Here is a 25,072-nt window from a genome sequence, read left to right on the forward strand (position 1 = left end):
CCCGACGCGGGCGGTCCAGGGGCCCACGGGCGTGCCGGTGCCCCCGCCGGCCCGCTCGGCACATCCCGGCGAGAGCGGGGAGATCGCGGCGGCCCGGCAGGCGGGCGGGGACCGCCTGCGGTTCATCGGGGCGGCCACCCGGCGGATCGCCCGCGGCATAGACCTCGACGAGATCGTGCTCGGCCTGTGCCGGGCGACGGTGCCGACGTTCGCCGACGCGATCCTCGTCTACCTGCGGGATCCGCTGCCGGTGGGCGACGAGCGGCCGACCGGGCCGGTGGTGCTGCGGCTGCGCCGTACCGACCGGATCCCCGAGGAGCCGGACACCAACGGCGCCCGGCTGCCGGTGCTGCCCGCGCAGCCCGATCTGGGTCCTGCGATGGGCGGCAGCGCGGCCGAGCTGGCCGAGGTGCGGGCGGGCGGGCCGCTGGCGGAGGTGCTGCGCGGGGTGCGCCCGCTGTTCGGCGAGGCGCAGGCGGCGCGGACCGCGCTGCCCGAGCTGCTGGGCCCCGACACCCGGCTGCCCGGCGGGATGCGGGTGATCCTGGCGCCGCTGCGCGGGCGCCGGCGGGTGATCGGCGCCGCGGTGTTCCTGCGGCGCCCGGACCGCCCGGCGTTCGAGGCGGACGATCTGCTGGTGGCGGCGCAGCTGGCGACGCACACCGCGCTGGGTGTGGACAAGGCGGTGCTCTACGGCCGCGAGGCGTACATCGCGGACGCGCTCCAGCGCACGATGCTGCCGGACTCGCTGCCGCAGCCGACCGGCGTACGGCTGGCCAGCCGCTATCTGCCGGCCGCCGAGACGGCGCGGGTGGGCGGCGACTGGTACGACGCGATCCCGCTGCCGGGCAGCCGGGTGGCGCTGGTCGTCGGCGACGTCATGGGTCACTCGATGACCTCGGCCGCGATCATGGGCCAGCTGCGGACGACGGCGCAGACCCTCGCGGGCCTGGACCTGCCGCCGCAGGAGGTGCTGCACCACCTCGACGAGCAGGCGCAGCGGCTGGGTTCGGACCGGATGGCGACGTGCCTGTACGCGGTCTACGACCCGGTGGCGCACCGGATCATCATCGCGAACGCGGGGCATCCGCCGCCCGTGATGCTGCACCGCGGTGGGCGTGCGGAGGTCCTGCGGGTGCCGCCGGGCGCGCCGATCGGTGTCGGCGGGGTGGATTTCGAGGCGGTGGAGCTGGACGCCCCGGCGGGCGCCACCCTCGTGCTCTACACCGACGGCCTGGTCGAGTCGCGGATCCGGGACGTCTGGACCGGCATCGAGCAGCTGCGTGAGCGGCTGGCGGAGACGGCCCGGCTGACCGGCCCCAATCCGCCGCCGCTGGAGCCCCTGTGCGACGAGGTGCTGGACATGCTGGGCCCCGGCGACCGCGACGACGACATCGCGCTGCTTGCCGCCCGGTTCGACGGCATAGCGCCGAGTGATGTCGCGTACTGGTACCTGGACCCGAAGGCGCAGACGGCGGGGCAGGCGCGCCGGCTGGCCCGTCGGGCGCTGGCGCGCTGGGGTCTGGAGGAGCTGACCGATCAGCTGGAGCTGCTGGTCAGCGAGGTCGTGACGAATGCGGTGCGGTATGCGGAGCGGCCGGTGACGCTGCGGCTGCTGCGGACGGACGTGCTGCGGTGCGAGGTCGGCGACGATGTGCCGCAGCTGCCGCGGCTGCGGCAGGCGCGGCCGTCGGACGAGGGCGGGCGCGGCCTGTATCTGGTCAACCGAATGGCGCGGCGCTGGGGTGCGACGCGGCTGAGCATGGGCAAGGTCGTCTGGTTCGAGCTGTCGATGCCGCCGGGGGCCGCGCGCCGCTGAACCCGTAGGTGTTCCCCCTTGCCTGCCAGGCCCTCGTCCGAGATCGGGCGAGGGCCTGGCGGGTGGGGCGGCGGCACCGTCCAGGGTTGCCGACATGCCGTCGGCGGAGTTGACTGCTTGGGTGGGCAAAAGGGACTGACTACCCCATTACACCCCCACCACAGTCGACCGGGAGGCGTTCCTCCATGACCAGCTCAGCGCAGAACGTTCCGCGCACGACGAACAATGCCGGCATCCCCATCGGCAGCGACGAGCACTCGCTGTCCGTCGGGGCCGACGGCCCGATCCTGCTGCACGACCACTACCTCATCGAGAAGATGGCCCTGTTCAACCGTGAACGGGTTCCCGAGCGGGTGGTGCACGCCAAGGGCAGCGGCGCGTACGGCGTCTTCGAGGTCACCAACGACGTCAGCCAGTTCACCAAGGCCGATCTCTTCCAGCCGGGGAAGAGCACCGAAATGCTGGCCCGTTTCTCGACCGTCGCGGGTGAGCAGGGCTCCCCCGACACCTGGCGCGACCCGCGCGGCTTCGCCCTCAAGTTCTATACCCAGGACGGCAATTACGACCTGGTGGGCAACAACACCCCGGTCTTCTTCGTCCGTGACACGATCAAGTTCCAGGACTTCATCCGCTCGCAGAAGCGCCGTCCGGAGAGCGGTCTTCGCGACCACGACATGCAGTGGGACTTCTGGACACTGTCGCCGGAGTCCGCCCACATGGTCACCTGGCTGATGGGCGACCGCGGCATCCCCAAGACGTACCGGCACATGAACGGCTACGGCTCGCACACCTACATGTGGGTCAACGGCGGCGGCGAGAAGTTCTGGATCAAATACCACTTCAAGACCGACCAGGGCATCGACTTCCTCACCCAGGAGGAGGCGGACCGGCTGGCCGGCGAGGACGCCGACGTCCACCGCCGGGATCTGTTCGACGCCATCGAGAGCGGCAACGCGCCGTCCTGGACGCTGTACGTGCAGGTCATGCCGTTCGATGACGCCCCGGACTACCGGTTCAACCCGTTCGACCTGACCAAGGTGTGGCCGCACGGCGACTACCCGCTGATCGAGGTCGGACGGATGACGCTCAACAAGAACCCGGAGGACTTCTTCGTCCACATCGAGCAGGCGGCGTTCGAGCCGTCGAATCTCGTGCCGGGCATCGGCCCTTCGCCGGACAAGATGCTGCTGGGGCGGCTGTTCTCGTACCCGGACACGCACCGGTACCGGATCGGCCCGAACTACGCCCAGCTGCCGCCGAACCGGCCGCACATCCCGGTCCACTCGTACGCGAAGGACGGCCCGATGCGGTTCGAGCCGTCGCGGGCGGCCCGGCCGTACGCGCCGAACTCGTACGGCGGCCCGGCGGCTTCCCCGGAGCAGTCCAGGGATCCGGTGGGCTGGCGGACCGCGGGCGAGCTGGTGCGCGAGGCGTACACGCTGCGCCGCGAGGACGACGACTGGGGGCAGCCGGGCACGATGGTCCGCTCGGTCCTGGACGACGCGGCCCGCGAGCGGCTGGTGAACAACATCTCGGGGCATCTGCTCGACGGCGTGAGCAAGCCGGTGCTGGAGCGCGCCTTCCAGTACTGGCGGAACGTCGACAAGGACGTCGGCGACCGGATCGCCAAGCGGGTCAACAGCGGCTGACCCGCACACGGCCGCGGCCCCCGCCTCGTTCCTTACGAGGTGGGGGCCGCGGCCGTGTGCGGTGGGTGCGCGCCGGTCACTCGAAGCCGTTCAGGCCGCCGGGTCCGTTGCCGCCGCCGGTGCCGTTGTTGCCGCCTGCGCCGTTCGCGCCGCCGTTCCCGTTGGCGCCGCCGTTCTCCTCGCCGCCGGTCGGTGATCCGGTGTCGCCGCCCGTGGTGGTCGGCGTCGGGTCGGTCGGGGTCTGCGTCGGGTCCGTCGGGGTCCGGGTCGGCGTCGGGTCGGTCGAGGGCGAACCGGTCGGGGTGCCCGTGGGGGTCGGCGACCCGGACGGGGTCTGGGTCGGGGTCGCCGGTGCGGTCTGGGTGGGGGGCGGTGCCACGCCGGCGCCCAGGTCCGTGTCGAGGTCGAAGGTGGCCTTGGCGCCTTCGCCGAGCGCGTCCGCGTTGTAGGCGGCCCATACCTGGGCGGGGTAGCCGCCACCGTTGACGCGGCCACCGCCGCCGGTGCCGTGCAGCGTGACCTGCCGGCCGCCCTCCGCCTCGCCGAACATGCCGACGGCGGTGACCAGCTTCGGCGTATAGCCCACGAACCAGGCCGACTTGTTGTCGTCGGACGTACCGGTCTTGCCCGCGGCCTCGTAGTCGGTGCCCCGCACGGCGGTGGCCGTACCGTCGTCGACCACGCCGCGCAGCACGGAGGTGACGGTGTCGGCGGTCTGCCGGCTGAGGATCTGGTCGCCGACGGGGTCGGGCAGGTCGGGGGCGGGCTCGCTGGCGTGCTCGGCCTTGGTCACCAGGGTCGGGGTGACCTTCTTGCCGTGGTTGTCGAAGGTGGCGTAGACGCCGGCCATCTGGACCGGGCTCGCGCCCATGCTGCCCAGTGTCATGGCGGGCTGGACGTCCATCTTGCTGCTCATGCCCAGGCCGGTCGCCGTCTTCTTGAGGCTGTCGAGCCCGACATCGGCGCCCATCTGCGCGAACACCGAGTTGACGGAGTTGTTCATCGCCTGCTGGACGGTGATGTTGCCGTAGCTGCGCTGGTCCTCGTTGGGCGGTGCGAAGGCGCCACCGGTGCTGCCGACGACCGGGCGGCGGTTGTTGCCGTCGTAGATCGTGTTGGGCGTGATCGGGGTGCCGTCCTGGGTGGTGGAGTGGTTCTCCATCGCCGAGGCGAGGATCAGCGGCTTGAAGGTGGAGGCCGGCTGGTAGTCCTCACGCGTCGCGTTGTTGATGTAGTGCTGGGTGAAGCCCGCGCCGCCGTACATCGCCACGATGCGGCCGGTCTTGGGGTCGACGGACGCGGCGCCGAGCTGGGCGTCCCTGTCGGCCTTGCGCGCCTTGGGGTCGAGGTCGTCGGTGAGCTTGTCCTTGACGGCCTTCTCCAGCGCCAGCTGCTTGTCCTTCTCGATGCCGAGGGTGACCGTCCAGCCGCCCGCCAGCTCGAACTTCTTCTCGTCGACGCCGTGGGCGAACAGCTCGTCCTTGGCGGCCTTGACGAGATAGCCGGTGCGCCCGGTCAGGCCGGCCTCCGGCTTGGGCTGCCGCGGTGCGTCGAACTTCTGCTTGTCGCGGTCCGCCTGGGACAGCCACTTCATCTCGACCATGTTGTCGAGGGTGTAGGCCCAGCGCTGCTTGACCAGCTTCTTGCCGGTCGGGGTCGCCCGCGCCCAGTCGTACTGGTTCGGCGCCTGGAGCAGCGAGGCGAGGTAGGCGCCCTGCGAGACGGTCAGCTTCTCGACGTCCTCGCCGTAGTACGCCTGGGCCGCGGCCTGGATGCCGTACGCGCCGCGGCCGTAGTAGCTGGTGTTGATGTAGCCGGCGAGGATCTTCTCCTTGGAGAACTTGGCGTCCACCTTGAGCGAGATGACGATCTCCTGGAGCTTGCGGGAGACCGTCTGTTCCTGCGTGAGGTAGTAGTTCTTGACGTACTGCTGGGTGATGGTCGAGCCGCCCTGCTTGCCCTCACCGCTCAGGGTCCTGAAGACGCCGCGCAGGGTGCCCTTGAGGTCGACGCCGGAGTCGTCGTAGAACGTCTTGTTCTCAGCGGCGACGAAGGTGCGCTGCACGTCCTTGGGTATCCGGCTCAGCGGCACGCTCTCGCGGTTGATCTTGCCGGTGCGGGCCAGGACCTTGCCGTCGGCGTACTTGTAGACGTTGCTCTGCGCGGTGGCGATGTCGTTGCCCGCCGCGGGAACGTCCACGTAGAGGTACAGCCCGACGACCGCCAGGATGCCCAGCAGGCACACGCCGAAGAACGTGCCGAGCATCTTCTTCCAGGTGAAGAGGCGGCGTATGCGGCCCTTCTCCTGCTTCTTCCCGGCCCCGCGGGCACTCCCCTGCTGCGCCCGCCTCACGTCCGCTCGGCCCATCGCTCCCGCAACTCCAGTCGTTCCGCCCCCAGCTAACTCAGCTGTTGAAGCTAACACCGCATCTGTCATCAAATGCTCATCGATCAAGGCTTTTCCCGACGTGACAATCAGCACCTGTCAAGAGGGGAACCGGCCCGCAGAGGTTGCGCATCCAGAGTGGCAATGCGGTAAAGTGATATCACTTTGCTAGACCAGTGAAATCATGATCGTTCACCGTGCCCGCCCATCGCACTCATTCGCCATGAACGCCGCGATGACCGGCACCACGAGAAACGGGGGGATCCCTATGTCCGACCGGACACCGGACGGCACCACCACAGGACCGGCCGCAGAATCTGCCGCCGACGCACCCGAGATGCCCGAACCGCAGGTCCGCGAGAAGGCGGCGCACAGCATCGCGGGCGGCGTCGCCCTGCTGCTGACCGTGCTCGGCGTCTTCCTCGGGATTGCGCTCATCATCGGCGGCGGCGTGCTCAGCTCGGGCGGCAACAACGCGGCCGGCGTGCCGATGGTGATCGTCGGCATCCTGCTGCTGGTCGGCTCGTTCTTCTGCATGACCGGCGTGAAGATGGTCGCGCCGGGCGAGGCCCGCGTCATCCAGCTCTTCGGCCGGTACGTCGGGACCATCCGCACCGACGGGCTGCGCTGGGTCAACCCGCTCACCAGCGCACGGAAGATCTCCACCCGGGTCCGCAACCACGAGACCGCGGTACTGAAGGTCAACGACGCCTACGGCAACCCGATCGAGCTGGCCTCGATCGTCGTCTGGAAGGTCGAGGACACCGCCCAGGCGCTCTTCGAGGTCGACGACTTCCTGGAGTTCGTCGCCACCCAGACCGAGGCGGCCGTCCGGCACATCGCGATCGAGTACCCCTACGACGCGCACGACGAGGACGCCCTGTCGCTGCGCGGCAACGCCGAGGAGATCACCGAGAAGCTCGCCGTCGAACTGACCGCCCGGGTGCAGGCCGCCGGCGTCCGGATCATCGAGTCCCGGTTCAGCCACCTCGCCTACGCGCCCGAGATCGCCTCGGCGATGCTCCAGCGCCAGCAGGCGGGCGCGGTCGTGGCGGCCCGTCAGCAGATCGTCGAGGGCGCGGTCGGCATGGTCGAGCAGGCGCTGGTCCGGATCAGCGAGCAGGGCATCGTCGAACTGGACGAGGAGCGCAAGGCGTCCATGGTCGGCAATCTGATGGTGGTGCTGTGCGGCGACCGTGCCGCGCAGCCGGTCCTGAACACGGGCTCGCTCTACCAGTGAGCGCCGACACCCCCGAGGGGTCCGGAGCCGACGGCGACCGGAAGCCCGCGCGGCGGCCGCAGCAGCGCAAGCAGGTGCTGCTGCGGCTCGACCCGCTGATCCACGACGCGCTCGCCCGCTGGGCGGGCGACGAACTGCGCAGCACCAACGCGCAGGTCGAGTTCCTGCTCCGCAGGGCGCTGTCGGACGCGGGCCGGCTGCCGCGCGACGCGGGCGGCCCGGCCCGCCGCGGACGCCCGCCCAAGGAGCCCGGACCGCCCGCGGACGGCTGAACTCCCGCCGGGCCGCCCCGACTTCACCCCCCATCCCTCCCATCCCACCACTGAACACTCCGTCTATACATCGCAGGTATACACCTCGTGTAGAGTGCGCGGCATGTCCCTCGGATGCCCCCTGCCCGCACTCCCGGAGGCCCGCGTATGACCCCGGCCGGATCCCTGCTCGAAGCCGTCGCGCTGCACAAGGTGTACGGCACCACCCCCGCGCTCGACGGCGCCGACTTCTCGCTCCACGCGGGCGAGGTCGTGGCCGTCATGGGCCCGTCCGGCTCCGGCAAGTCGACGCTGCTGCACGTACTCGCCGGCATCGTCCGCCCGGACAGCGGCACGGTCCGCTACGGCGACCGCGAGCTGACCGCCCTGAACGACACCGCGCGCAGCGCCCTGCGCCGTACCGACTTCGGCTTCGTCTTCCAGTTCGGCCAGCTCGTCCCCGAACTGACCTGCGTGGAGAACGTCGCGCTGCCGCTGCGGCTGAACGGCGTGCGGCGCAAGGAGGCCGAGCGCCAGGCCCGCGACTGGCTGGAGCGCCTTGAGGTCGAGGACATCCGCGGCCAGCGGCCCGGCGAAGTCTCCGGCGGCCAGGGCCAGCGCGTCGCCGTCGCCCGCGCACTCGCCACCCGCCCCCGCGTCCTCTTCGCCGACGAACCCACCGGCGCCCTCGACTCCCTCAACGGCGAACGCGTGATGACCCTGCTCACCGACGCCGCGCGGGACACCAGCGCCGCCGTCGTCCTCATCACCCACGAAGCCCGCGTCGCCGCCCACTCCGACCGCGAGATCATCGTCCGCGACGGCATCGCACGCGAAGCGGTGGGCGCCGCATGACCCTTCTCGACGAACGGCGCGGCGGCACACACCCCGCCGCCTCCGGCACCCCGGCCCCGCCCGCCGGCCTGGCCGCCTGGGCCCGCGACCTCGGCATGGGCCTCCGCTTCGCGGCCGGCGGCGGCCGCGAGGGCTGGATCCGTACGCTGCTCACCGCCGTCGGCGTCGCCCTGGGCGTGGTGCTGCTGCTGGGCGCCGCGTCCGTTCCCCAGCTGCTGCAGGGCCGGGACGTACGCGGCCAGGCCCGCCAGATCGCGGCCGACATGCCCGTCAAGCAGTCGTCGTCCTCCCTGGTGGCCGCCGAGGCCGACAGCGAGTTCCGCGGCACCCGGATCACCGGCACCCTGGTACGCCCCGACGGCCCCGACGCCCCCGCCCCGCCCGGGGTGACCGCGCTGCCCCGTCCCGGCGAGATGGTGGTCTCGCCCGCGCTGAAGGACCTGCTGGCCTCGCCCGACGGCGCGCTGCTGCGCGAGCGGCTGCCCTACCGGATCACCGGCACGATCGCGGATACCGGCCTCGTCGGGCCGAACGAGCTGACGTACTACGCGGGCAGCGCCACCCTCACCACGGAGACGGAGCAGGGCGGCCACCGCATCGGCTCGTTCGGGATCGACGTCGGGGAGGCAACGCCGAGCGCGATTCTGGTGGTGCTGATCATCCTGGCGTGCGTGGTGCTCCTGATGCCGGTCGCCCTCTTCATCGCCACCGCGGTCCGCTTCGGCGGCGAACTCCGCGACCGGCGGCTCGCGGCCCTGCGGCTGATCGGCGCCGATGTCCACATGACCCGCAGGACGGCCGCGGGCGAGGCGCTGTTCGGCTCGCTGTGCGGCCTGCTGCTGGGCGGTCTGCTGTTCCTGGTCGGACGGCAGTTCACCGGCCTGGTCACCCTGTGGGACATCAATGCCTTCCCCTCCGACATGACCCCGAGCCCGGCGCTGACCGTGCTGATCGCCCTCGCGGTCCCGGCGGCCGCCGTCGCGGTCACCCTGGTCGCGCTGCGCGGCGTCACGATCGAGCCGCTGGGTGTCGTCCGGCACGCCACGGCCCGGCGCCGCCGGCTGTGGTGGCGCATCCCGGTGCCGCTGATCGGCCTGGCGATGCTGCTGCTCAGCAACCGGGTGGACGAGGGCGACGCCCAGGTGAACCCGACCGTCGTCGCGGGCGGTGCGGTGCTGGTGCTGTCCGGGATCACGCTGCTGCTGCCGTGGACCGTCGAGGCGGTCGTGGCCCGGTTCAAGGGCGGCCCTGTGCCCTGGCAGCTGGCCACCCGCAGGCTCCAGCTCAGCAGCGGCACCGCGGCCCGCGCGGTCGGCGGCATCACTGTCGCGGTGGCCGGAGCCATCGCCCTCCAGCTGTTCTTCTCGGCCGTCCAGAGCGACTTCACCTCGCACACGGGGCAGGACAGCCGCCGGGCGCAGATGAGCGCGACGCTGCCGTCGCACGACATGTCCACCATCCGCAAGATGCTCAAGGAATTCCGGGACACCCGGGGCGTCCGCAGCACCATCGGGGTGATCGAGGCGTCCGTCACCCGGCCGGGACCGCTGCGCAAGGGCGAGGAGTTCGCGCCGAGCACCACGCTCACCGTCGGCGACTGCGCCTCGCTGCAAGAACTGCTGCACACCGGCCCGTGCAAGGACGGCGACACCTTCATCGTCACCGACCACACCGGCACCGCCGACGACGACTACATCCTGGAGACCGCACGGCCCGGCGCCTCGGTGCTGTTCCACGCCGACCCGCAGAGCGGCAAGCCCGTCGGCAAGCCGCGGCTGTGGACCATCCCCAAGGAGACCCGTAAGGTCCGTGCCCGCATGGACCCGTCCGGCAGCCTCGCCTTCGGCATCTTCGCCACCCCCGGCGCGGTGGACACCAGCCGGTTCCACGAGCCCACGGCACGGGCCATGCTCAAGGTCGACCCGTCGGTGCCCGACGCCGCCGAGCACATACGCAACACCGCGGCGCGCCTCGACCCGCTGATGCAGATCATCACGCTGCACCACACCACCCGTGACCAGCAGTTCACGAGCATCCGCACGGGTCTGCTGGTCGGTTCCACGGTCACCATGGCGCTGATCGCTGCCAGCATGCTGGTCTCCACCCTGGAGCAGCTGCGCGAGCGCCGCCGGCTGCTGTCGGTCCTGGTCGCCTTCGGCACCCGCAGGGCCACCCTCGCCTGGTCCGTCCTGTGGCAGACCGCGGTCCCCGTCCTCCTGGGGCTCGTGCTCGCGGTGGCCGGCGGCGTCGCGCTCGGCGGCGGCCTGCTGCGGATGGCGGGCAAGAGCACCTTCGACTGGTCGGCGATCTGGCCGCTGCCGCTGGCGGGCGCCGGGCTCGTCCTGCTGGTCACGCTGCTCAGCCTGCCGCCGCTGTGGCGGATGATGCGGCCCGACGGGCTGCGCTCCGAGTAGCACTCCCCCGGTGCGGGGCCCGGTCACGCCGGACCCCGCACCGGGCATTTCCGGCCCCGCACCGGGCAGGTATACAACGGGCGTATACACCACGGATACACCCACGACGTAAGGTGGTCGGCATGTCAATCGGTCATACGCTGCTGGGCCTCCTGGAGTCCGGTCCCCGCCACGGCTACGACCTCAAGCGGGCCTTCGACGAGCACTTCGGACAGGATCGTCCGCTGCACTACGGGCAGGTCTACTCGACCATGTCCCGGCTGCTGAAGAACGGCTTGGTCGAGGTGGACGGCGTGGAGGCCGGGGCGGGCCCCGAACGCAAGCGGTATGCCATCACCGACGCCGGCGTCACCGACGTCGCCCAGTGGCTCAGCCGGCCCGAAAAGCCCGAGCCCTACCTCCAGTCCACGCTCTACACCAAGGTCGTGCTGGCCCTGATGACCGAGCGCAACGCCGCCGAACTCCTCGACACCCAGCGGGCCGAGCACCTGCGGCTGATGCGTGGCCTGACCGAGCGCAAGCGCAAGGGCGACCTCGCCGACCAGCTGATCTGCGACCACGCGCTGTTTCACCTGGAAGCCGACCTGCGCTGGCTGGAACTGACCGCGGCGCGACTCGACCGCCTCGCGGAAACGGTGCGCGGATGACCCCGGAAGGCTCCCTGCTCGCGGCCGACGGACTGCACAAGGCATACGGCGCGACCCCGGCCCTGGACGGCGCCGATTTCTCCGTCCACCCGGGCGAGGTCGTCGCCGTGCTGGGTCCGTCCGGCTCCGGCAAGTCGACGCTGCTGCACGTACTCGCCGGCATCGTCCGCCCGGACAGCGGCACGGTCCGCTACGGCGACCGCGAGCTGACCGGCATGAACGACACCGAGCGCAGCGCCCTGCGCCGTACCGACTTCGGCTTCGTCTTCCAGTTCGGCCAGCTCGTCCCCGAACTGACCTGCGTGGAGAACGTCGCGCTGCCGCTGCGGCTGAACGGCGTGCGGCGCAAGGAGGCCGAGCGCCAGGCCCGCGACTGGCTGGAGCGCCTTGAGGTCGAGGACATCCGCGGCCAGCGGCCCGGCGAAGTCTCCGGCGGCCAGGGCCAGCGCGTCGCCGTCGCCCGCGCACTCGCCACCCGCCCCCGCGTCCTCTTCGCCGACGAACCCACCGGCGCCCTCGACTCCCTCAACGGCGAACGCGTGATGACCCTGCTCACCGACGCCGCGCGGGACACCAGCGCCGCCGTCGTCCTCGTCACCCACGAAGCCCGCGTCGCCGCCTACTCCGACCGCGAGATCGTCGTCCGCGACGGCAAGGTGAAGGACATGCTGGCGGGCTTGCAGTGAGCCCGCTCCGTTCCCTCGCGGACCGGCGCACATCCCGCACGGACCCCGGAACCGCCCCGCAGCACCCCGCGCCCGCCCGCCCGCGCAGCCGTCCCCGCGCCTGGGCCGACGACCTCGTCATGGGTATGCGCTTCGCGGCGGGCGGCGGCCGCGAGGGCTGGATCCGTACGGCCCTGACCGCGATTGCCGTGGCGCTGGGTGTGGCCGTCCTGCTCATCGGCGCCTCGGTGCCGACCCTGATGGACGCCTGGCACGGCCGCGAGAAGGCCCGGGAGAACCTCGGGCAGCGGCACGAACCGCCGCGCGGCGACACCACCGTCCTCTACGCCTCGTCCGACACCGTCTTCCACGGGCAGGCGATCCGCGGCCGGCTGGTCCGCCCCGACGGCGCGCATCCGCCCGTACCGCCCGGCATGTCACAACTCCCGGGCCCCGGCCGGATGCTGGTCTCGCCCGCGCTGAAAAAACTGCTGGACTCCCCCGACGGCGCGCTGCTGCGCGAACGGCTGGACTACCGGGTCACCGGCATCATCGGCGACGCGGGCCTCAGCGGCCCCGCCGAACTCACCTACGTCGCGGGCAGCGCGACCCTGCACGAGCCCAGCGGCTACCGCATCGACCACTTCGGCAAGGCCTGGGATCCGCCGCCGATGCGGCCGCCGGCCGTCCTCCTCGTGATCATGACGTGCGTGGCGCTGCTGACGCCGGTGATGGTCTTCATCGGCACCTCCGTACGCGTCGGCAACGAGCAGCGGGAGCGACGTCTTGCGGCACTCCGGCTGGTCGGCTCCGACGTCGCCACCACCCGCCGTATCGCGTCCGGCGAGTCACTGTTCGGCTCGCTGCTGGGGCTGGCCGCCGGTGCCCTGCTGTTCCTCGGTCTCCGGCAGCTCGCCGCGCTGATCACACTGTGGGACATCAACGTCTTCCCTGCCGACATCAGCCCGGGACCGCTGCCCGCCACGCTGATCGCCGTCCTGGTGCCGGCCGCGTCGGTGCTGGTGACGCTGTTCGCGCAGCGCGGCGTGACGGTCGAGCCGCTGGGGGTGGTCCGCAACCGCCCGGCCGTGCGCCGCAGGCTGTGGTGGCGGGTGCTGCTGCCGGTCCTCGGCGCGGCGCTGCTGCTCCCGTTGGCCCGGGAGCAGCAGTGGACCGACAGCCCGTTCAACACCGTCCGGCTGGCCGTCGGCTCGATGCTGCTGCTGTTCGGCGTCACCGCGCTGCTGCCCTGGCTCGTCGACACCGTGGTGAGCCGGCTGCACGGCGGCCCGGTGCCCTGGCAACTGGCGGTGCGAAGGCTCCAGTTGAGCAGCGGCTCGGCCACCCGCGCGGTCACCGGCATCACCGTCGCGGTGGCCGGCGCCATCGCCATCCACATGCTGTTCACCGGTATGCAGGCCGGGTACACCGAGGCGTACGCGCAGTCCAGCAAGGAGCGCCCGGACCTCGCCTACTGGGGGCACACCGACAGCTGGCGGCAGACCGAGCAGGCCCTCGCCGCACTGCGCGCCACCCCGGGAGTGAAGTCGGCCCGCGGCGCCCTCACCGCGAACATCGGCCAGGTCCCGGTCCCCGGGCACCCGGCGGACGACACCGGCTACATGACGATCGCCGTCGGCAACTGTGCCGAACTGCGCAAGCTGGCCGCCCTGCCGTCCTGCGGATCCGGTGACGTGTTCCTCACCGACCAGCGCGACAAGGACGTCATCAGGCCCGGCGCGACCATCGACCTCAACCCCCGGCTGATCGAGGACGACCCGCCAGAGCCCCACCCCTGGCAGATCCCTCACAACACCCGGCCCACCCACCTCCTCTCCCCCGGCGTCGGCCCCAACCACTACTCCTTCGACCTGCTGGCCACGCCGTCCGCCCTCGACATCGGCCGGCTCAACAGCAGCGACATGGAACTGACCGTCGACTACGACCGGAACCTGCCGGACGCCATCGAGCACATCCGCAACACCACGGCGCACATCGCCCCGGCGCTCTACGAGTCCTCCACCGTCGACAACCCGCACGACCAGCAGCTTTCCAGCGTCCGCAACGGCCTGTTCGCGGGCGCCGTGGTCACCCTGCTGCTGATCGGCGCCGGCCTGATCATCACGACCGTCGAGCAGCTCCACGAGCGCCGCCGGATGCTGTCGTCGCTGCACGCGTTCGGCACCCGCAGGGCCAGCCTGGGCTGGTCGATCCTGTGGCAGACCGCGGTGCCCGTCACGCTCGGCCTGGCGCTCGCGCTCGGCTGCGGCCTGACGCTGGGCGCGCTGCTGCTGTCGATCATCGACAACGGCGTGACGGTGGACTGGCCGGTGGTGGCCGGCATGGCAGGCATCGGCGCCGGCGTGATCCTCTTCGTGACGGCCCTGAGCCTGCCGCCGCTGTGGCGCATGATGCGCCCCGACGGCCTCCGCACGGAGTGAGCCGGCAGTCGGCCCGCTACTTCGCCATCCGCACCGGCAGCCCCCGCAGCGCCACCCGCAACGCATCCGCGAACTCCTCGAACTCGCGCTGCCGGGCCGTCCCGCTGCGCATCGCCAGCGCGACCCGGCGACTGGGCGCCGGATCCGCGAAGTACCCGGTCGTCAGCTCGTCGTTGCGCCCGGTCTCCACCCGCAGCGCGGTCCGCGGCAGCAGCGTCACCCCGAGCCCGCCGGCCACCAGCTGCACCAGCGTCGACAGACCCGCCGCGCTGGTGGTCACCGGCGCGCCCTCCTCCCGGCCTGCCTCCCGGCAGATGTCCAGCGCCTGGTCCCGCAGGCAGTGCCCCTCGTCGAGCAGCAGCAGGTCCAGTTCCCGCAGCGCCTGGCGCGGGATGTCGCCGCGGCCGCCCAGCCAGTGGTCCTTGGGCGCCACCAGGACGAAGTCCTCGTCGAACAGCGGGATTTCGGTGACCTGCGGCACGCCGAGCGGCACCGCGAGCAGCAGCAGGTCAAGGCGCCCGTGCGCGAGCCCGTCCAGCAGCGAGGCGGTCTGCTCCTCGTGCACCTGGAGGTCGAGGTCCGGATAGCTGCCGTGCACCAGCCGCAGCACGGTCGGCAGCAGATAGGGCGCGACGGTCGGAATGACGCCGAGCCGCAGGGCGCCGGTGAACGGCGCGCGCGCCGCCTCCGCCTCCTCCATCAGATCGCCGACCGCCTCCAGTACCACCCTGGCCCGCGCCGCCACCCGCTCCCCCGCCGGCGAGAGCAGCACCTTGCGCGTCGTACGCTCCAGGAGCTGCACCCCGAGCGTCTCCTCCAGCGCCGAGACCGCTCCGGACAGAGCGGGCTGGCTCATCCCGATCTCGGCCGCCGCCTCCCGGAAGTGCAGGGACTCGGCCACCGCGGCAAAGGCCCGCAGCTGCGCCAGGCTGGGCTGCCGGGGCCGCCCGCCGCCATTCGCCGGCGTCACCACTGATAACCACCTCCGATCAACATCAACCACTCTAGCTATTTCCCTGATCAATGCCACCTGTGGCACTGTGGGATCCGTCCAACCCCCAAGGAAAGCCCCCAAAAGGGACTTCCCGGTTGCAAGGAGAGCGCGTGCTCACTGTCGGTGACAAGTTCCCCGAGTTCGACCTGACCGCCTGCGTCTCGCTTGAGTCCGGTAAGGAATTCGAGCAGATCAACCACAAGACCTACGAGGGCAAGTGGAAGATCGTCTTCGCGTGGCCGAAGGACTTCACCTTCGTGTGCCCGACCGAGATCGCCGCCTTCGGCAAGCTGAACGACGAGTTCGCCGACCGTGACGCCCAGGTCCTCGGCTTCTCCGGCGACTCCGAGTTCGTGCACCACGCCTGGCGCAAGGACCACCCGGACCTGACCGACCTGCCCTTCCCGATGCTCGCCGACTCGAAGCACGAGCTCATGCGCGCCCTGGGCATCGAGGGCGAGGACGGCTTCGCGCAGCGCGCCGTCTTCATCGTCGACCAGAACAACGAGATCCAGTTCACCATGGTGACCGCTGGCTCCGTCGGCCGTAACCCCAAGGAGGTCCTGCGGGTGCTCGACGCCCTGCAGACCGACGAGCTGTGCCCCTGCAACTGGTCCAAGGGCGACGAGACCCTCGACCCGGTCGCGCTTCTGTCGGGCGAGTGACCTGAGATGGCACTCGACGAACTGAAGTCCGCCGTACCGGACTTCGCCAAGGACCTGAAGCTGAACCTCGGCTCGGTCATCGGCAACAGCGACCTGCCGAAGCAGCAGCTGTGGGGCACCGTCCTGGCCTGCGCGATTGCCTCGCGCTCGCCGAAGGTGCTGCGCGAGCTGGAGCCCGAGGCGAAGACCCACCTCTCCGCCGAGGCGTACACCGCCGCCAAGTCGGCCGCCGCCATCATGGCGATGAACAACGTCTTCTACCGCACGCGCCACCTCCTCTCCGACCCGGAGTACGGAACGATGCGTGCCGGTCTGCGGATGAACGTCATCGGCAACCCCGGCGTGGACAAGGTCGACTTCGAGCTGTGGTCGCTGGCCGTCTCCGCCATCAACGGCTGCGGTATGTGCCTCGACTCGCACGAGCAGGTGCTCCGCAAGGCCGGCGTGGACCGCGAGACCATCCAGGAAGCCGTCAAGATCGCGGCCGTCCTGCAGGCCGTGGGCGCCACCCTGGACGCCGAGGCAGCACTGACGGACTGACCCGCAGGTCAGGCAAAAGACCCGGGCCCCATGGACAACTGTCCTTGGGGCCCGGGTCTTTTGCCCGCGTACGGGGCGGACGCCCCGAGGGGCGAGGGGACGGGGCCCTGCGGCAACCCGCCCCCACCGCCCGTCAGTCCTCCCCAGCCGCCCCCGGCCGAGACGCCGCAGACGCCACCCCCACCGCCGTAGCCCCCCGAGGCTGCGGCGCCATCCGTACCGCCTGCTCCTGCGAGTACGAACGGAGATACCCGACAACGGTATTGGTGACGGCGACCAGCGGCACCGCGACCACCGCCCCCCCGATCCCCGCGATCAGCCCGCCCGCCGCGACGGACAGAATCACCGCCAGAGGATGCACCCGCACCGCACGCCCGAGAATGAACGGCTGCAGAATGTGCCCCTCGATCTGCTGCACGGCCAGCACCACGGCAAGCACCATCAGCGCCGTGAACACGCCCTGCGTGACCAGCGCGACGACGCACGCGAGCGCGCCCGACACCACCGCACCGATCAGCGGGATGAAGGCGAACAGGAAGATGAACACGGCAAGCGGAACGGCCAGCGGCACGTTGAGGAAGTACAGCCCGATGCCGATGAAGATCGCGTCGATCAGCGCGACCAGGACCGTGCCGCGCACATAGGCGGTCAGCGTGCGCCAGGCGCGCGGCCCCGCGCCCGCGACACCCTCGCGGGCCGCGCCGGGAACCAGCTTGAGCAGCCACGTCCAGATCCGGCGGCCGTCGTACAGCAGGAAGAGCGTGGTGAACATCGCCAGCAGAATGCCGGTGAGGACTTCCAGCACGACGGTGACACCTTCGAGCCCCGCGGAGGTGATCGCTTCGGTGTTGGCACCGACCGCGTCCTGGAGGTTCTTGGCGACGTTGTTGATCTGCGCCTCGGTCACATGGAACGGGCTCTTGAGCAGCCAGCCCTTCAGCTCGGTGATGCCCTCCAGGATGCGGCTGGAGACCGAGTCGATATTGTCCTGCACCTGCCACACCACGAACCAGCCGACCAGGCCCATGATGACGAAGCCGCCGATGAAGGTCAGCGCCGTGGCGAACCCGCGCGGCAGCCCGCGGCGGCGCAGCCAGGCCACCGTCGGCTGGAGCAGCGCGGTGATCAGCAGGGCGGCGACGAAGGCCAGCACGACCAGTTCGATGGTGGTGATGACCTTGGCCAGCACCCAGAGCGTGCCGGCCAGCACCAGCAGCCGCCAGCCGGCCTCGGCGGCGACCCGTACGCCCCACGGCACGGCGGCGACCGGATCGGGCCGGGCGGACACCGCGGGCGCGTACGCGGGCGGCGCGGGCACCGACTCCGGCGGACGCGCCGAGGCGGCGTCCTCGCCCTCCGGGGACGCGCCGGACAGCCGCGCCTCCCGGGGAGACCCGGCGTCCTCCTGAGGGCCGGTCAGCGTCCCGGACGGGCCTCCCCCGCCGGACGGCCCACCGGCCGCCAGGCCACCCGCACCCTCCACGCCGTCCACGCCGTCCGGGACTTGAGGGCTCACGGCATGCCGCAGCTCCTCGGGGTCGTCGGCCGCCGCCGCGGACTCCGCGCGGCGGCGCTGGTCCTCCAGCCGCTGCGAGAGCCGCGTCAGACCGGCGCCGAGGCCACCGACCCACTGAGGCAATCTGGACATGTTGCTTCCTCTTCCCCTCCCGTCCCCCACATCTGACGGGACGACGTTACCTGCGAAGGACGCACGAGACCCCCGACGCTGACGCGATCGGGGGTCTCGGTTGCACGGTGGTGCTGCCGGAAGCCGGCGGTGTGGCCTAGTACCAGCTGTTGGCCTGCCAGAACTGCCAGGCGCCACAGGGGCTGCCGTAGCGGCTGTTCATGTAGTTCAGGCCCCACTTGATCTGGGTGGCCGGGTTGGTCTGCCAGTCGGATCCCGCGGAGGACATCTTGGAGCCGGGGAGCGCCTGGACCAGACCGTAGGCGCCCGACGAGGCGTTGGTGGCCTGGTAGTTCCAGCCGGACTCGTGGCTCACGATGTTGCTGAAGCACTGGAACTGCTCGCCCGGGATCATCTGGTGGGCGAGGGCCTGTGTCTCGGCGATCGTGTAGGACGCCTTGGCTACGAAGTCGCTGGCGTCACGCGCTGCGGAGCGATTGGCGGCCAGCTCCTTCTTCTTACGCGCGTCTGCGTCCGCCTTTGCCTTCGCCTCGTCGGCGGCGTCCTTCTTCTCCTGCGCGGTTTGTGCGGCTGCCTTGCGTGCCGACTCCTGCGCGGACTTGAGGGCTGCCGCATCGGCCTGGGTGGACTGGTCGTCCGCCTGCTGCGTCAGGGAGGCCGTCTGCACCTGGGCCTGCTGGCCCGCGGGGATGTCTGCGATCGTCGCATCGGCAGCGGTGGCCTCGGTGTTGGTGACCGAGCCCGGCTCGTTGCCTGCGGCGACGCCGACTACGGCGCCGACGGTGGTGACCGCGGTGGCGGAGGCCACGGCGAATCCCCGGACCGAGATCCGGCTCACACGTTTTCCTTCCAGCATCGCCCGCATAGGTGACCTCGCGGACGCAATCGTGCCCCTGACGCTGGCCTCCCCTTGTTCCGCCCCCTGTTGAGCGATAGGGGACGACTGGTCACGGGAGGCACGGGCCCGGTACGTACCCCTCGGGGTCCGCGTGGTGCTCGGGCGGCATACGGCGATTCGCTATGAAGTTCGGGGTGTTCCGCACCTCTGGGGATGCTGGTTGTGCCGTATGCGGGGCCTGACAGGACCCAGACTCTGCCCGAACGAGACGCCGGGAATCAATTCTCCACCGGGTGTGAAAGCTCACACCTCGTTTACCCCCAAGTAATTTCGGTTATTCCCGCGCACGGGAACGCCGCCCGGCTAAGCTCCTTGGCTTCGCCGGGCGGCGCCGCGGTTCACAACCGGTCAGATCCTGCCGTCCTCCAGCATTTCGGTCACCAGCGCGGCGATCGGCGACCGCTCCGAGCGGGTCAGCGTGACGTGCGCGAAGAGCGGATGCCCCTTCAGTTTCTCGACCACCGCCACCACACCGTCGTGCCGCCCGACCCGCAGGTTGTCGCGCTGCGCGACGTCATGCGTCAACACGACACGGGAGTTGGCCCCAATACGGGACAGAACGGTCAGCAGGACGTTCCGTTCGAGGGACTGGGCCTCGTCCACGATGACGAACGCGTCGTGCAGCGACCGCCCGCGGATGTGGGTGAGCGGCAGCACCTCCAACATGCCGCGCCCCACCACCTCTTCGATGACGTCCTTGCTCGTCACCGCGGACAGCGTGTCGAAGACCGCCTGAGCCCAGGGGCTCATCTTCTCCGCCTCGCTGCCCGGCAGATAGCCCAGCTCCTGCCCGCCGACGGCGTAGAGCGGCCGGAACACCATCACCTTGCGGTGCTGCTGCCGTTCGAGCACCGCCTCCAGACCCGCGCACAGCGCCAGCGCCGACTTGCCGGTGCCGGCCCTGCCGCCCATCGAGACGATGCCGACGTCCGGGTCGAGCAGCAGATCCAGGGCGATCCGCTGCTCGGCGCTGCGGCCGTGGATCCCGAACGCCTCCCGGTCGCCGCGCACCAGCCGGACCGCGCCCTCCGGAGTGACCCGGCCGAGCGCCTTGCCCCGTTCGGACTGCAGCACGAGCCCGGTGTGCACCGGAAGTTCGGCGGCCTCCGGTACCGGCGCGACCTCGTCGGCGAACAGGTCGTCGACGTGCTCGGCGGTGACGGTCAGTTCGGCCATCCCCGTCCAGCCGGAGTCGGTGACCGCCAGTTCGGCGCGGTACTCCTCGGCCAGCAGACCGACGGACGACGCCTTGATGCGCATCGGCAGGTCTTTGGAGACGACGGTGACGTCGTAGCCCTCGGCCTGGAGGTTGCGCGCCACCGCCAGGATCCGCGAGTCGTTGTCGCCGAGCCGGCTGTGCTCGTTGAGGAAGGCGGCGGGCAGGATGGCGGGATCGGAGTGGTTCAGCTCGACCCGGAGCGTGCCGCCCAGATCCCCGATGGGAAGGGGCGCATCCAGCCTCCCGAACTGCACGCGGTATTCGTCCAGCAGTCGGAGCGCCTGCCGCGCGAAGTAACCCAGCTCTGGATGGTGCCTCTTGGCCTCCAACTCCGTGACCACGACGACCGGCAGCACGACTTCGTGCTCGTCGAAGCGGGACATGGCGCCTGGATCCGCCAGCAGGACGCTGGTGTCGAGGACATAAGTGCGCCGGCCGTTCTCACGGCGCTTCTTGCTGTTCACCACGGGTGGACGAACCCCCTCGGATGAGGTCGGGGTGCGACGGCGTCGCGGGGGACAGGACCGGCATCCGGCCACGTTGCACGGGCCGATGACCGGCCCTCCGCGTCGGCCGTGCGCTGGGCACGAGCGTCCGTGATGTGCAAAGGGCCTCCCGGGCGGACGACCCCATGCCGTCCGCTGAGATACGGCGCCCGTGTCTGATTCCGGACGCCGACCTGGAAGGGATATTCCCGCGAACGCGCACGCCCATGCCACGGCATATGACGCACACGCGATGAACCTTGGGTTACGCGTGCTCACGCCGGGGGCGCGCCCCGCCGGGATGCGCCGGCCCACTGCGCCCCGGCGGGCCGGGAGGTGGCCTTCCTGCCGGAACACCGACGGCCGGGCACATCCTGGTGGGGATGTGCCCGGCCGTCACGAGCGGTGGAGCGGCGCTAGAAGCCGTAACGCCGGTGTCTGGCGGCGTAGTCGCGCAGCGCACGCAGGAAGTCGACCTTCCGGAACGCCGGCCAGAAGACCTCGCAGAAGTAGTACTCGGAGTGGGCGCTCTGCCAGAGCATGAAGCCGGAGAGGCGCTGTTCGCCGCTGGTGCGGATCACCAGGTCCGGGTCGGGCTGGCCGCGGGTGTAGAGGTGCTCGGAGATCAGGTCGATGTCGACGATCTCGGCGAGTTCCTCGAACGACGTGCCGCGTTCGGCGTGTTCGAGCAGCAGGGAGCGGACCGCGTCGGCGATCTCCTGCCGGCCGCCGTAGCCGACGGCGACGTTCACCAGGACGCCGGTGTTGTCGACGGTGTCCTGCTCGGCCTTCTTGAGCACCTGCTGGGTGTCGGCGGGCAGCAGGTCGCGGTTGCCGACGTGGTGCACCCGCCAGCGGCCGCCGACCGCCAGATCGCGCACGGTGTTCTCGATGATGCCCAGCAGCGGGGTCAGTTCCTTCTCGGGCCGGTCGAGGTTGTCCGTCGACAGCAGCCAGAGGGTGACGACCTCGACGTCGGTCTCCTCGCACCACCCGAGCAGTTCGCTGATCTTGGCGGCGCCCGCCTGGTGTCCCTGTTCCGTCGTCCGGCCGTCGGCCCGCGCCCAGCGGCGGTTGCCGTCGAGGATCACGCCGATGTGCTTGGGCACCTGGGTGTGGTCCAGGCGGCCCTCCACCCGGCGCGCGTACAGCCGGTACACCAGATTCCGCAGTGCAGGCGGATACGGGATGCGCACCCCGGAAGATCGCAGCATGTGTGGTCCAGCCCCTCCGTGCCCATGGCGGTCGCCCCGTCGCCTGAGTCGGCAACTTTACTTCTCGGCGTCTCGACAGCCCAATCAGGTATGTCACAAGTCCGTGATAAGGAGATGACCATGACTGGTTCCTCTCCTTACTGCGCCGCGGAATCACGCTATGACTCCATGGAGTACCGGCGTACCGGCCGCAGTGGCCTCAAACTTCCGGCCATCTCTCTTGGACTCTGGCACAACTTCGGCGATGACCGCACCCTGACGTCCCAGCGCGCGATCCTGCGAAGGGCCTTCGACCTGGGCGTCACGCACTTCGATCTGGCCAACAACTACGGCCCGCCACCCGGCTCCGCCGAGCTGAACTTCGGAAAGATCTTCGCGCAGGACTTCCGGCCCTACCGCGACGAGATGATTCTCTCGACCAAAGCCGGATATCTGATGCACCCCGGCCCCTACGGAGAATGGGGATCGCGGAAATATCTCCTCTCGTCATTGGATGCGTCACTGAAGCGGATGGGTGTCGATTACGTCGATATTTTCTACTCGCACCGCTTCGACCCGGAAACCCCGCTGGAGGAGACGATGGGCGCCCTCGCGTCCGCCGTCCAGCAGGGCAAGGCCCTGTACGCGGGCGTCTCCTCGTACAACGCCGAGCAGACCCGTGAGGCGGCCCGGATCCTGCGCGGGCTGGGCGTCCCGGCGCTGATCCACCAGCCGTCCTACTCGATGATCAACCGCTGGACCGAGGACGACGGCCTGCTGGACACCCTCGAATCCGAGGGCATGGGCTGCATTTCGTTCGCACCGCTGGCGCAGGGTCTGCTGACGGACAAGTACCTGCACGGCATCCCGGAGGGCTCGCGCGCCGCGCAGGGCAAGTCGCTCGACCCGAACCTCCTCTCCGACGAGGTCGTCAGGCGGCTGCGCGGCCTGAACGACATCGCCGCCCGCCGCGGCCAGTCGCTGGCCCAGCTGGCGCTCGGCTGGGTGCTCCGCGACGCGCGGATGACGTCGGCCCTGATCGGCGCCAGCAGCGTCGCGCAGCTGGAGGCGAACATCGCGGCGCTGGGCGCCCCGGTGCTGACCGAGACCGAGCTGGCCGAGATCGACGAGTTCGCCGAGACGACGGACGGCGTGAACATCTGGGCGCGCCGGGGCTGACGGACCCTGGTGCCCACGGGCGGGGTGCCGGGCCCGGCGCCCCGCCCGCGCGGTCAGTTGCCCCACCGTGCCGCCGCCGTCCGCTCCTCCAAGGCGGCGCGGTACGGCGGGGTGGTGCGCTCGCGCAGCAGCTCGCCGGCGAGGGAGTAGCGCGGGGCCTTCTCCGGGCGGGCCGCGGCCTGCGCGACGATCTCGTCGACCAGCGAGGTGGTCATCGAAAGCCGCGGGTAGGCCGCGTGGATCGCGGCGCCCGTCGCGTCGCTGACGAAGTCGGCGGCACGGCCGAAGTCCATCCCCACACCCGCCCGGACGAGGGCGCACAGTGTGCCCCGGCGTTCGGCGATGCCCGGCGATGTGTGCAGCGCGATGGCCTCCCACACCGCATCGACCTGCCCGGCCGGCAGGTTCTGCTCGGCGAGGAAGGCCGCGGCGGCGTCCGCCCCGTCGACCTCGAAGCGCTGCCGTCCGTTGCCCCGCTCGGTGAGGCCGATGTCGTGCAGCACGCAGGCGAGGAAGAGCAGCTCCGGATCGTAGTCGCGGCCCGGTTCTGCGCCGCGGTGGTCGGCGAGCAGCCGCGCGAAGAGGGCGCTGCGGATGCTGTGGTGGGCGATGGCGGCGGATTCCTCGCGGATGACGAGGTGGAGCGCGCGGCGGGCGAGCGGTCCTTCCGGCAGCGCGGGGATCAGCTCCGGCGGCGCGGTGACGGCCTTCAGACCGACGGTGACCTGGGTCTCTCCTGGAGTCATGGCTCCATGCTCGACCCGGCGGCGACGCAACTACAGTGGCAGTAACGCCAGGTTGCGAGAGGATCCTGCCATGTCCGACCGCCCCTCCCCCGCACCCGCCGCCCTGCCGCCGCACGACGTGGCGGTCCTGGTGCTGGCGTCCGTGCTGCCGCTGGATCTCGGCATCCCGGCGCAGATCCTCGCGCCGCGCGAGGAGCCGACGCCGTACCGCCTCACCCTCTGCGGCGCGGCGCCGGGACCTGTGCCCACCACCGCCGGGTTCAGCGTCACCGTCGGGGCCGGGCTTGAGGCGGTGCGCCGGGCGGACACGGTCGTGGTCCCGGGCTTCGCACCGCACCTGCGCGCGCCACAGCCCGCGGTGCTGGACGCGCTGGCCGCCGCGTACGCCAGGGGCGCGCGGCTGGTCTCGATCTGCACCGGCGCGTTCGCCCTGGCCGCGGCCGGCGTACTGGACGGCCGCACGGCGACCACCCACTGGCAGAACGCCGACGAGCTGGCCGCCCGCTATCCGCGGGTACGGGTGGATCCCGGCGTGCTGTACGTCGACGAGGGGCAGGTCCTCACGTCGGCCGGGGTGGCCGCCGGTATCGACCTGTGCCTGCACCTCGTACGCCGGGACGTGGGCGTGAAGACGGCCAACCGGGTGGCGCGCAGCCTGGTGGCCGCGCCGCACCGCGAGGGCGGCCAGGCCCAGTACGTGCAGCACCCGCTGCCGCCGGAGTCCGACGGCGCCTCGCTGGCCGCGACCCGCAGCTGGGCGCTGGACCGGCTGCGGGAGCCCTTGTCGGTGGCGCTGCTGGCCGGGCACGCCCGGGTGTCGCCGCGTACCTTCGCCCGCAGGTTCGTCACGGAGACCGGCGTCACTCCGCTCCGGTGGCTGCTGGCCGCGCGCCTGAACCGGGCCCGTGAGCTGCTGGAACACAGCGATCTGAGCATCGACCGGGTCGCCGATGAGTGCGGTCTGGGCAGCCCGTCCAACCTCCGGCTGCACTTCCGCCGGCTGCTCGGCACCTCGCCGAGCGCCTACCGCACGGCCTTCACCGCGCCGGAGAACTGACCCGCGCCGTACGGCGGCCGCGTCCGGACAACAAAAAGCGGGCCGGTCCGTGGGGGGGATACGGACCGGCCCGCTTTTTGT

20 protein-coding genes are annotated in these 25,072 nt (G+C 71.0%); 13 read left to right on the plus strand and 7 right to left on the minus strand.

All coding sequences use genetic code 11. The annotated features are described in order from the left end of the window. Together LIU39_RS31875 and LIU39_RS31880 are read left to right on the plus strand one after the other, a co-directional pair. The coding region (locus LIU39_RS31875; protein ID WP_227050428.1) for an ATP-binding SpoIIE family protein phosphatase at positions 1-1,819 on the plus strand (1,819 nt) is incomplete at its 5' end. A 185-nt stretch (positions 1,820-2,004) separates the two neighbouring features. Further along, positions 2,005-3,468 (plus strand): catalase, encoded by a 1,464-nt coding sequence (locus LIU39_RS31880; RefSeq protein WP_227050429.1) that lies wholly within the window; start codon positions 2,005-2,007, stop codon positions 3,466-3,468. Between the two features lie 76 nt (positions 3,469-3,544). On the opposite strand, the gene LIU39_RS31885 is transcribed toward LIU39_RS31880, so the two are convergent. Next, the gene (locus LIU39_RS31885; protein WP_227050430.1) at positions 3,545-5,836 is read right to left on the minus strand and encodes a transglycosylase domain-containing protein; all 2,292 of its coding nucleotides are present in this window, start codon (positions 5,834-5,836) and stop codon (positions 3,545-3,547) included. 286 nt (positions 5,837-6,122) lie between these two features. Here LIU39_RS31885 and LIU39_RS31890 point away from each other — a divergent pair, with 286 nt between their 5' ends. The 7 genes from LIU39_RS31890 to LIU39_RS31920 all read left to right on the plus strand — a co-directional run bounded on the left by LIU39_RS31890 (position 6,123) and on the right by LIU39_RS31920 (position 14,367). Beyond that, on the plus strand, positions 6,123-7,094 hold the full coding sequence (locus LIU39_RS31890; RefSeq protein WP_227050431.1) for an SPFH domain-containing protein: 972 nt from the start codon (positions 6,123-6,125) through the stop codon (positions 7,092-7,094). Continuing rightward, the gene (locus LIU39_RS31895) at positions 7,091-7,366 is read left to right on the plus strand and encodes a type II toxin-antitoxin system antitoxin (RefSeq protein ID WP_227050432.1); all 276 of its coding nucleotides are present in this window, start codon (positions 7,091-7,093) and stop codon (positions 7,364-7,366) included. Before LIU39_RS31890 ends, LIU39_RS31895 begins: the two co-directional genes overlap by 4 nt. 147 nt (positions 7,367-7,513) lie before the next feature. After that, a complete protein-coding gene (locus tag LIU39_RS31900; protein ID WP_227050433.1) occupies positions 7,514-8,200 on the plus strand; it encodes an ABC transporter ATP-binding protein in 687 nt (228 codons plus the stop codon). Continuing rightward, entirely contained in the window at positions 8,197-10,614 is a 2,418-nt protein-coding gene (locus LIU39_RS31905) for an FtsX-like permease family protein (RefSeq protein ID WP_227050434.1), read from the plus strand. Before LIU39_RS31900 ends, LIU39_RS31905 begins: the two co-directional genes overlap by 4 nt. A gap of 122 nt (positions 10,615-10,736) precedes the next feature. Further along, on the plus strand, positions 10,737-11,261 hold the full coding sequence (locus tag LIU39_RS31910) for a PadR family transcriptional regulator (protein ID WP_227050435.1): 525 nt from the start codon (positions 10,737-10,739) through the stop codon (positions 11,259-11,261). Then, positions 11,258-11,947, plus strand: a complete 690-nt coding sequence (locus LIU39_RS31915; RefSeq protein ID WP_227050436.1) for an ABC transporter ATP-binding protein — start codon at positions 11,258-11,260, stop codon at positions 11,945-11,947. Before LIU39_RS31910 ends, LIU39_RS31915 begins: the two co-directional genes overlap by 4 nt. Beyond that, positions 11,944-14,367, plus strand: a complete 2,424-nt coding sequence (locus LIU39_RS31920; protein ID WP_227050437.1) for an FtsX-like permease family protein — start codon at positions 11,944-11,946, stop codon at positions 14,365-14,367. The genes LIU39_RS31915 and LIU39_RS31920 overlap by 4 nt, the downstream gene beginning before the upstream one ends. A gap of 16 nt (positions 14,368-14,383) precedes the next feature. On the opposite strand, the gene LIU39_RS31925 is transcribed toward LIU39_RS31920, so the two are convergent. Next, the gene (locus tag LIU39_RS31925) at positions 14,384-15,337 is read right to left on the minus strand and encodes a hydrogen peroxide-inducible genes activator (RefSeq protein ID WP_372464125.1); all 954 of its coding nucleotides are present in this window, start codon (positions 15,335-15,337) and stop codon (positions 14,384-14,386) included. A gap of 134 nt (positions 15,338-15,471) precedes the next feature. Here LIU39_RS31925 and LIU39_RS31930 point away from each other — a divergent pair, with 134 nt between their 5' ends. Next, positions 15,472-16,026 (plus strand): peroxiredoxin, encoded by a 555-nt coding sequence (locus LIU39_RS31930; RefSeq protein ID WP_227050439.1) that lies wholly within the window; start codon positions 15,472-15,474, stop codon positions 16,024-16,026. Between the two features lie 6 nt (positions 16,027-16,032). Continuing rightward, positions 16,033-16,566 carry an alkyl hydroperoxide reductase gene (locus LIU39_RS31935; protein WP_227050440.1) on the plus strand — a complete coding sequence of 178 codons (534 nt, stop codon included), beginning with the start codon at positions 16,033-16,035 and terminating at the stop codon, positions 16,564-16,566. Between the two features lie 133 nt (positions 16,567-16,699). Here the strand turns inward: LIU39_RS31935 and LIU39_RS31940 are convergent, their stop codons facing one another. The 4 genes from LIU39_RS31940 to LIU39_RS31955 all read right to left on the minus strand — a co-directional run bounded on the left by LIU39_RS31940 (position 16,700) and on the right by LIU39_RS31955 (position 22,030). After that, positions 16,700-18,214 carry an AI-2E family transporter gene (locus tag LIU39_RS31940; RefSeq protein ID WP_227050441.1) on the minus strand — a complete coding sequence of 505 codons (1,515 nt, stop codon included), beginning with the start codon at positions 18,212-18,214 and terminating at the stop codon, positions 16,700-16,702. 136 nt (positions 18,215-18,350) lie between these two features. Then, a complete protein-coding gene (locus LIU39_RS31945; protein WP_227050442.1) occupies positions 18,351-19,052 on the minus strand; it encodes an aggregation-promoting factor C-terminal-like domain-containing protein in 702 nt (233 codons plus the stop codon). Positions 19,053-19,460: 408 nt separating this feature from the next. Then, positions 19,461-20,798 carry an RNA 5'-3' helicase PhoH2 gene (gene phoH2, locus LIU39_RS31950; protein WP_227050443.1) on the minus strand — a complete coding sequence of 446 codons (1,338 nt, stop codon included), beginning with the start codon at positions 20,796-20,798 and terminating at the stop codon, positions 19,461-19,463. A 434-nt stretch (positions 20,799-21,232) separates the two neighbouring features. Then, positions 21,233-22,030, minus strand: a complete 798-nt coding sequence (locus LIU39_RS31955) for an isoprenyl transferase (RefSeq protein WP_227050444.1) — start codon at positions 22,028-22,030, stop codon at positions 21,233-21,235. Between the two features lie 120 nt (positions 22,031-22,150). On the opposite strand from LIU39_RS31955, the gene mgrA reads away from it, so the two are divergent. After that, entirely contained in the window at positions 22,151-23,188 is a 1,038-nt protein-coding gene (gene mgrA, locus LIU39_RS31960) for an L-glyceraldehyde 3-phosphate reductase (protein ID WP_227050445.1), read from the plus strand. A gap of 53 nt (positions 23,189-23,241) precedes the next feature. Here the strand turns inward: mgrA and LIU39_RS31965 are convergent, their stop codons facing one another. Next, entirely contained in the window at positions 23,242-23,934 is a 693-nt protein-coding gene (locus tag LIU39_RS31965) for an HD domain-containing protein (RefSeq protein WP_227050446.1), read from the minus strand. Positions 23,935-24,004: 70 nt separating this feature from the next. On the opposite strand from LIU39_RS31965, the gene LIU39_RS31970 reads away from it, so the two are divergent. Next, positions 24,005-24,991, plus strand: coding sequence for a GlxA family transcriptional regulator (locus tag LIU39_RS31970; protein ID WP_227050447.1), 987 nt, complete (start codon positions 24,005-24,007; stop codon positions 24,989-24,991). Positions 24,992-25,072: the final 81 nt, after the last annotated feature.

Source organism: Streptomyces pinistramenti (assembly GCF_020564935.1).
GTDB lineage: Bacteria > Actinomycetota > Actinomycetes > Streptomycetales > Streptomycetaceae > Streptomyces > Streptomyces pinistramenti.